Source organism: Sulfuricurvum sp. (genome assembly GCF_022759005.1).
Lineage (GTDB): Bacteria > Campylobacterota > Campylobacteria > Campylobacterales > Sulfurimonadaceae > Sulfuricurvum.
Genome location: NZ_JAEMQA010000052.1, coordinates 1 through 6,979 on the forward strand (window position 1 = coordinate 1; position 6,979 = coordinate 6,979).

8 protein-coding genes are annotated in these 6,979 nt (G+C 43.8%); 6 read left to right on the forward strand and 2 right to left on the reverse strand.

The features are described from left to right. Both glyS and JHC35_RS03400 read left to right on the forward strand, forming a co-directional pair. The coding region (gene glyS, locus JHC35_RS03395; RefSeq protein ID WP_295041996.1) for a glycine--tRNA ligase subunit beta at positions 1 to 1,531 on the forward strand (1,531 nt) is incomplete at its 5' end. Continuing rightward, complete coding sequence (locus JHC35_RS03400) at positions 1,503 to 2,645, forward strand: FAD-binding oxidoreductase (protein WP_295041998.1); 1,143 nt, start codon at positions 1,503 to 1,505, stop codon at positions 2,643 to 2,645. The genes glyS and JHC35_RS03400, both read left to right, overlap by 29 nt. Here JHC35_RS03400 and JHC35_RS03405 read toward each other — a convergent pair. After that, positions 2,636 to 3,103 carry a hypothetical protein gene (locus tag JHC35_RS03405; RefSeq protein ID WP_295042000.1) on the reverse strand — a complete coding sequence of 156 codons (468 nt, stop codon included), beginning with the start codon at positions 3,101 to 3,103 and terminating at the stop codon, positions 2,636 to 2,638. The genes JHC35_RS03400 and JHC35_RS03405 overlap by 10 nt on opposite strands. 2 nt (positions 3,104 to 3,105) lie before the next feature. Then, on the reverse strand, positions 3,106 to 3,894 hold the full coding sequence (locus JHC35_RS03410; RefSeq protein ID WP_295042002.1) for a C40 family peptidase: 789 nt from the start codon (positions 3,892 to 3,894) through the stop codon (positions 3,106 to 3,108). A gap of 128 nt (positions 3,895 to 4,022) precedes the next feature. Here JHC35_RS03410 and hemH point away from each other — a divergent pair, with 128 nt between their 5' ends. The 4 genes from hemH to JHC35_RS03430 form a co-directional block, all read left to right on the forward strand. After that, positions 4,023 to 4,970 (forward strand): ferrochelatase, encoded by a 948-nt coding sequence (hemH, locus tag JHC35_RS03415; protein ID WP_295042005.1) that lies wholly within the window; start codon positions 4,023 to 4,025, stop codon positions 4,968 to 4,970. 155 nt (positions 4,971 to 5,125) lie between these two features. Continuing rightward, on the forward strand, positions 5,126 to 5,854 hold the full coding sequence (locus JHC35_RS03420; protein WP_295042007.1) for a DUF695 domain-containing protein: 729 nt from the start codon (positions 5,126 to 5,128) through the stop codon (positions 5,852 to 5,854). Beyond that, the gene (locus JHC35_RS03425; RefSeq protein ID WP_295042009.1) at positions 5,841 to 6,209 is read left to right on the forward strand and encodes a diacylglycerol kinase; all 369 of its coding nucleotides are present in this window, start codon (positions 5,841 to 5,843) and stop codon (positions 6,207 to 6,209) included. The genes JHC35_RS03420 and JHC35_RS03425 overlap by 14 nt, the downstream gene beginning before the upstream one ends. 62 nt (positions 6,210 to 6,271) lie before the next feature. Then, a partial coding sequence (locus JHC35_RS03430) for a saccharopine dehydrogenase NADP-binding domain-containing protein (protein WP_295042012.1) occupies positions 6,272 to 6,979 on the forward strand: 708 nt, incomplete at its 3' end.

Consider the following 6,979-nt stretch of genomic DNA (forward strand, 5'->3'; position numbering starts at 1 on the left):
CGTCGATGTTGAACTCTTTGCCGTCCGATCCTCGTCTGTAACCCATGTCCACCGTATCAGCCATTTTGAGGCGAAAAAAGTCGACTCTATCCATCACTATTTTGAGCTCCTTAAAGCAGGATCGGTTGATCTCTATCCGCAAAGCCGCCGCGAATCGATCTTGGCAAACTTTGCTGCGCTTGAATCTCAGCACGGTATTACCATCGAAATCGACGAAGACCTGCTCGATGAAGTCGTCGCTATCACGGAACATCCGACACCACTATTGGGCAAATTTGATGAAAATTTTCTCGAACTCCCGCCGGAAGTTATCATCACCTCGATGAAAGAGCACCAGCGTTATTTTCCCGTATTCAAAGACGGAAAACTGATCAATGCGTTTGTTGTGGTTTCGAACGCTCTGTGTGATGATTTTAGCAAAGTGATCGAAGGGAATGAGCGCGTTCTCCGTCCGCGCCTCTCCGATGCATTGTTCTTCTACCGAAATGACCTCAAAAAAGGACTCAGTACCGCAGGATTGGAAAAAGTCGTTTTCATGAACGGTTTAGGGACGTTGGCGGAAAAAATTAAGCGGGAAAAAGTGGTTGCTTCGACGATTTCCAATCTCATATATGACAATATTAATCCTGAGCATTTAGAGCGAGCGATGGAGTTGGCAAAAGCAGACTTGATGTCGGAGATGGTCTATGAATTTACCGAGCTTCAGGGGCTAATGGGGTATTACTACGCGTTAGCTCTCGGTGAATCTGCCGAAGTCGCCACGGCGATCAAAGAACAGTATCTCCCTACGGGTGAGGATAGCGCACTCCCATCTACCATGCTTAGTGCCATCGTTGCGATGTCGATGAAAGTCGATACCCTTATCGGCATGTTCAGTATCGGTGAGATCCCGACCGGTTCACGCGATCCGTTCGCCCTTCGCCGTGCTGTCAACGGTATTATCAAAATCGCCGTAGCACACAAAATCCCTCTTAATTTTTCAACATTGATCGATCAGCTTTCCTCTTTGTATCCTCAAGACAGAGAGTATAAAAAGAATATCGAAACCTTTATTATCGAACGTCTCGGCGGTGCGTACGTCGGGATCAATCCATCGATTATTCAATCCGTTGTTGCTAAAGACAATAGTGTAGAGCTGGATATTCTCGACATTGACCGCAAAATCCGTGCCGTTGCCACAATCGCAACATCCGATTCATTCCTCGAAGCATTCTCAACCTTCAAACGGGTCAGCAATATCCTCAAAGATGAAGCGATGGATAAAGGGTTCAATGTCAATGAGTCGCTTTTTGAAAACGATGCGGAGCGAAACCTCTATATCTCGGCAAAAGCCGCTATGGATGGAGATTACGAAACTCTGGAAGAGCGTTTGGATGCACTCTTCGCCCTCAAAGCACCCTTGGATACCTTCTTCGACAACGTTATGGTTAATGCTGAAGATTTAGCGGTCCGTGCCAATCGTAAAGCGTTGGTCGGGATGATCTACGCTGAGATTTATTCGATTGCCGACATCAAAAACATCACCTTATGATGTCATCATCATCGGGGCAGGAGTAAACGGCTGTTGTAGCGCCTATACGCTCGCCCAAGCAGGTCTTAACGTCGCTCTGATCGATCAGGACGGTATCGCCTCCGGCGGTAGCGGTGCGGCTGGAGCCTTTATCTCCCCTAAAATCTCCAAAGCCGGCGAGCTCAAAGAGATTATGTCTGAGGCTCACGCCGAAGCTTTAGCTTTTTATACCACCCATTTCCCGCAATTTACCCTTGTAAAACCGCTTCTTCATATCGCCAATAGCCCGAAAGAGGGTGAGAAAGTCGAATCTTTCAAACATGAAACGCATCTGAAACACTTTGCTATCCCCCACAAAATACAGGCTCTTCTAAGTGCTGAGGCATTAAACGCATCATCGATCTATTTTGATGTCGGAGCCGTTGTTGACGCGCAAGGGGTATGCAATGCTATGGCAGAGGGGATCGATTTTTATCTCCTCAAAATCAAAGAATTAATTCACAATGAGGGGGTATGGCAGATCGGTGCACTGCAAGCCAAACACCTCGTCCTCACCATCGGAGCCTATCCCAAGCTTCTACCGATCGATTATGTCGGTTTAAGAGGTATTTGGGGGCACCGTATCGACATCGAAACTTCAATGCACATCCCGTGTATATTACACCATCATGTCTCAATCTCTCCGACCACCAAAGGGGCGACAGTCGCTATCGGAGCGACGCACGATGTCCATTATTCGCCGTTTTCAGGAGAACCTTATGACGTAGAGCAGGGGAGAACCATACTCATCGAAAAGGCTTCACACACATTGAGATTAAATAATATTAACATTATAAAAGACTACATGGGATTACGGTCAGGATCCAACGACTATCTCCCAATGTTGGGAAATTTGGTCGATGCTGAGGCAACATTAAAAAAGTTCCCCCATATACGTCACGGTGAGAACATTGATCCATCGGAATATCTCTACTATCCGAATGTAACAATGATCAACGGTTCGGGGGGGTACGGATTTGTCCTCGCACCGTATTTGGCAAAACGGTTGGGCGAATGGCTGGTTGAGAGAAAAGAATTGAATCCTATTTTGTCGCCGTCACGTTTTTTTCCGCGCTGGGCAAAACGTCAATCGTAAACTACGACTCCGTAATTGTCATCAATACGATAAAAGCGCGAATCAGGAGTAATAATGAGTTGATCCAGCCGTGCCATATGAACATAACTTTTTTTCCCGATTTTGATCCCGTTTTCGAGAAAAAATCGTTTGAGATTGACGAATTTAATATCATTAACAAACTTGTACTCAAATTGATTATGCAGACGCATTTTCTGGTAGGCAAAGATATGACTATCAATACCGAGCTGTGTCGCAGCATATTGTGTCGGCAAATAGCCACTTAGATCGGTAAGATCTTCCTCAATATGGGCATATTTAGCTGGTAGGGTGTTTTTTTCGAGAAAAACATAGCGATTGAGCTTGATATGACGGGTATCGTTCCAGTATTGATACGCGGGAGACGAAATGTCGAGTTTGGTGTAAACCTCTTTCCAAAGCCAGTGCTGATCAAGAATGGAATAAAGAGGTGTCGACATGGTTACTCATCATGATCGTTGGTGCTATTGAATGCGAGCCGTCGAGCGTACATGAATCTATCTTTATAGTACCCTTTGTCAATCGAATCGTATTGAACTTTTCGTGCGGTATACGACGCATGAATGATTTGTCCGTTACCGGCATAAATCGCTACATGAGAGGGGTCGGATTTGTACGTACGATAAAAGAGAAGATCACCGACTTGCAACTCATCGGGATTCACTTTTTCGCCCAAAAGTGCCTGTTCGGTAGCACTGTGAGGCAAAGAGACTCCGAATGTTTTGTATACCTGCTGGGTAAATCCTGAACAATCGGTGCGGTCTCCGTCTTTGTCGCCGAAACCGTAGGGTGTACCTAAAAACTCTTTAGCACGAGCCAGTACTTTTTCTTTAGCATTTTTGAAATTTTTGACAATCTTTTGAGGGGTATTTTTTGGAGTTTCAGCCCCTTTGACCTCATCATTACGAGCCGATAAAGACTCTTTTGGTTCTGGTTTGTTGACAATCAAAAAAGCTTTTTCATCCGCGCCGATTTTATCAACATCGATTTTTGTATTTTTTAACACTTTTACAGGTTCAGCTATTGTTACAGGCTTTGGTGCTTCGGAAGGTTGGATTGTTTTGATGGAGACAGGCTTAACAAACGTTTCGTCGTCACTTTTGTGCGAATCGTTTACCTTTTTAACTTCTCGTTCATATTCTAAAAAGAGTGAGGGTTCACGCCTCGATGTATCTGCTTGGGCAGCTACGGTAAGTAAAACCAGTAATAAAAGTGTCCGTTTTATCCGCATTCAACCTCCTCTTTTTTCTGCATTCAAGCTATTATAAACCAAAAAGCTTTAGTTTTTTTTATAATTCTTAATTTTAACGGTTTGTTATGGTACACTTTCTTAAAAAATGAATGGATAACAACTTGTTTATGAAAGAAGCTATTGTACTGCTAAATATGGGCGGACCGAATGATCTCGACGAAGTTCAGATCTTTTTACACAACATGTTCAACGACCCTTATATCATACGAACCAAAAGTACTTTATTGCGTAAATTCATTGCAAAAATGATTACGCTCGCCCGCACCTCAAAATCTCAAGATATATATCGGCAAATCGGAGGAAAATCTCCTATAGTCGACCTCACTAAATCCCTGTGTTCGGATTTATCCAAATCGCTTCCAAATTCTATCATCGTTGATTTTGTCATGCGATATACTCCGCCTATGGCTCATGAGGTTGCGCAACGGCTAAAAGAGCAGGGGGTTCAAAAGGTCTACCTCATCCCCCTCTATCCCCAATATTCGACCACAACGACACAATCTTCGCTGGACGATTTTGAAACTACAGCTCACCAAATCGGCTGGAAAGTCATCACAACCGAAATCAAACATTTCTTTTCCCATCCCACCTACAATCAATGTCTTGTAGAACGGATCAAAGAAGCGTTAGGCAGCGATAGCGCTGAATCGTTTGATGTTATATTTTCTGCACACGGATTGCCGCAAAAGATAGTTGATGAAGGTGATCCGTATCAACGACACATCATTGCACATACTGAACTTCTTACCGAGATGTTGAGAGATCAAGGGCTCCATTTCCACGCAACTCATGTGGCGTATCAATCCAAAGTGGGACCGATGAAGTGGCTGGAACCTTCCTTGGAAAGCGCTCTGCGTTCCCTTGGCCATAAACGGGTTATTATCATCCCTATTGCATTTACAATCGATAATTCCGAAACCGATTTTGAGCTCTCGATCGAATATGCGCATGTCGCGCATGAACTCGGTTTTGAAGAGTACCGTGTAAGCCGGTGTCCAAATAACCATCCCCTTTTTGTTCAAACACTTAGAGAGCTTTATGAAAAAATGAGATAAAGATGATCGGTGCCTTTTTCCATTTCATCCTCAGTTCAATAAATGATATTAATACCATCAAAGAATCACTCTTATCCTTGAGCGTCGGTGTCTACTTGGGAGAAAATCAAGAATAAAGACCCTATAATAGCAAAAAAATAAGGTTTCTCCCTGCTATGATTGAATTTTATGAGCTGTTTGATGATGAAAATGTCCCTTACCGATGCGATGTCGATTTAGACCTTATTGATACAGCTCCCCAAGAGGATAAAAACTGGCTTTTATGGCTATTTATAAAAGCAGACGTTCTGGATGAGAGACTCATTGATTTCTCGAAAGATTTGATTAATACCCTTGAAACATCCATGGAAGGTGTATTTGCAGGCAGAGTTATGAAAGAGGGGTGGGCTGAATTTTATTTTTATGCTCCACATTCAAAACGGTTTGAAAATATCACCTTTGATGTCATCGCTCGCCACGGCGGATACGCCTATGAACGCGGCTCTTCCCGAGATTCCAAATGGGAAATGTATCTCGACAATCTCTTTCCTGACCCGTACGGACTTCTGAGTATTCAAAATCGACAAACGATTGCAGCATTGGTTGAGGCGGGTGATGATTTGAATATCGCCCGAGAAGTGGAACATTATCTCTTCTTCCAAACCAAAACTTCCATGGAGCGTGCCGTTACGCAACTCTCATCCTACGCCTATGAAGTAAAAGAGTATGTCACAGATAATGAAAGCGACTACGCCTACGGTGTCGTTTTAATCAAAACAGAACCGATTACCCCTGAAATTGTTTCCGATACGACGACTTCTCTTTATGAATCAGCGATTCAAGAGCATGGAATTTACGAGGGATGGAGTACTATCTTAGGAGAAAAAAACAATGGCGCTGAATAAACCGAAATATACCCTTTTTAAAAATACCCGCTATGCACTTGAAGGATTGCGTGAAGTGAGTCAGAATGAAAAGTCGTTTCGTCTCCAAATCGTTTTGTTTGTGGTGGGAATGATACTCGCGTGGGTATTGCCGATCTCATTCGTACAAAGTTCCATCTTGTCCGTCTCTATGTTCATCCCGATCATGGCGGAAATGATTAATAGCTCAGTGGAAAGAACGGTCGATTTGGTCACATTCGATCATCATGAGTTGGCAAAACGGGCAAAAGACGCGGGCGCTGCCTTGGTGTTCCTTTCTTTGAGTATGCTAGCATTGATTTGGGGACTGGTTCTCTACAACGCGTTGTGTATGTAACATTCTCGTAAGAGAGATTTGCTTATAATATCCATTATATTTTCAATTATTGAGGTTTGACTATGGCAACTGCACTCATTATCGGCGCCGGCGGAGTAGGGCGCGTCGTAGCACATAAATGTGTTATGAACAATCATATCTTCGATCGTATCATCTTGGCAAGTCGTACCTTGAAACGATGCGAAGAGATCCAAAGCGAACTTCCATCAGGTGCGATTGAAATCACCACGGTCGATGCGGACAAAACCGAAGAGGTAATTGCCCTTATCAATAAATATAATCCGTCAATCCTCATCAACGTAGCGCTTCCGTATCAGGATTTGACGATCATGGATGCCTGTATCGCGACCAAAACCCCATATTTGGATACAGCTAACTATGAACATCCCGATGAAGCGAAATTCGAGTACAAACTCCAATGGGAGCGTGATGTAGCCTTCAAAGAAGCTGGAATTATGGGGTTGCTTGGAAGTGGATTTGACCCAGGGGCTACCAACGTTTTTTGTGCCTATGCTCAAAAACACTATTTCGACGAAATTCATACCATCGATATTCTCGACTGTAATGCGGGGGATCACGGCTATCCGTTTGCAACCAACTTCAATCCTGAAATCAACCTGCGCGAAGTAAGCGCCAAAGGGCGTTATTGGGAAAACGGAGAGTGGATCGAAACGGCACCGATGGAGATCATGCAAGTGTGGGATTATCCGGAAGTGGGACCAAAAGATAGCTATTTGCTCTACCACGAAGAGATGGAATCGCTCGTCAAA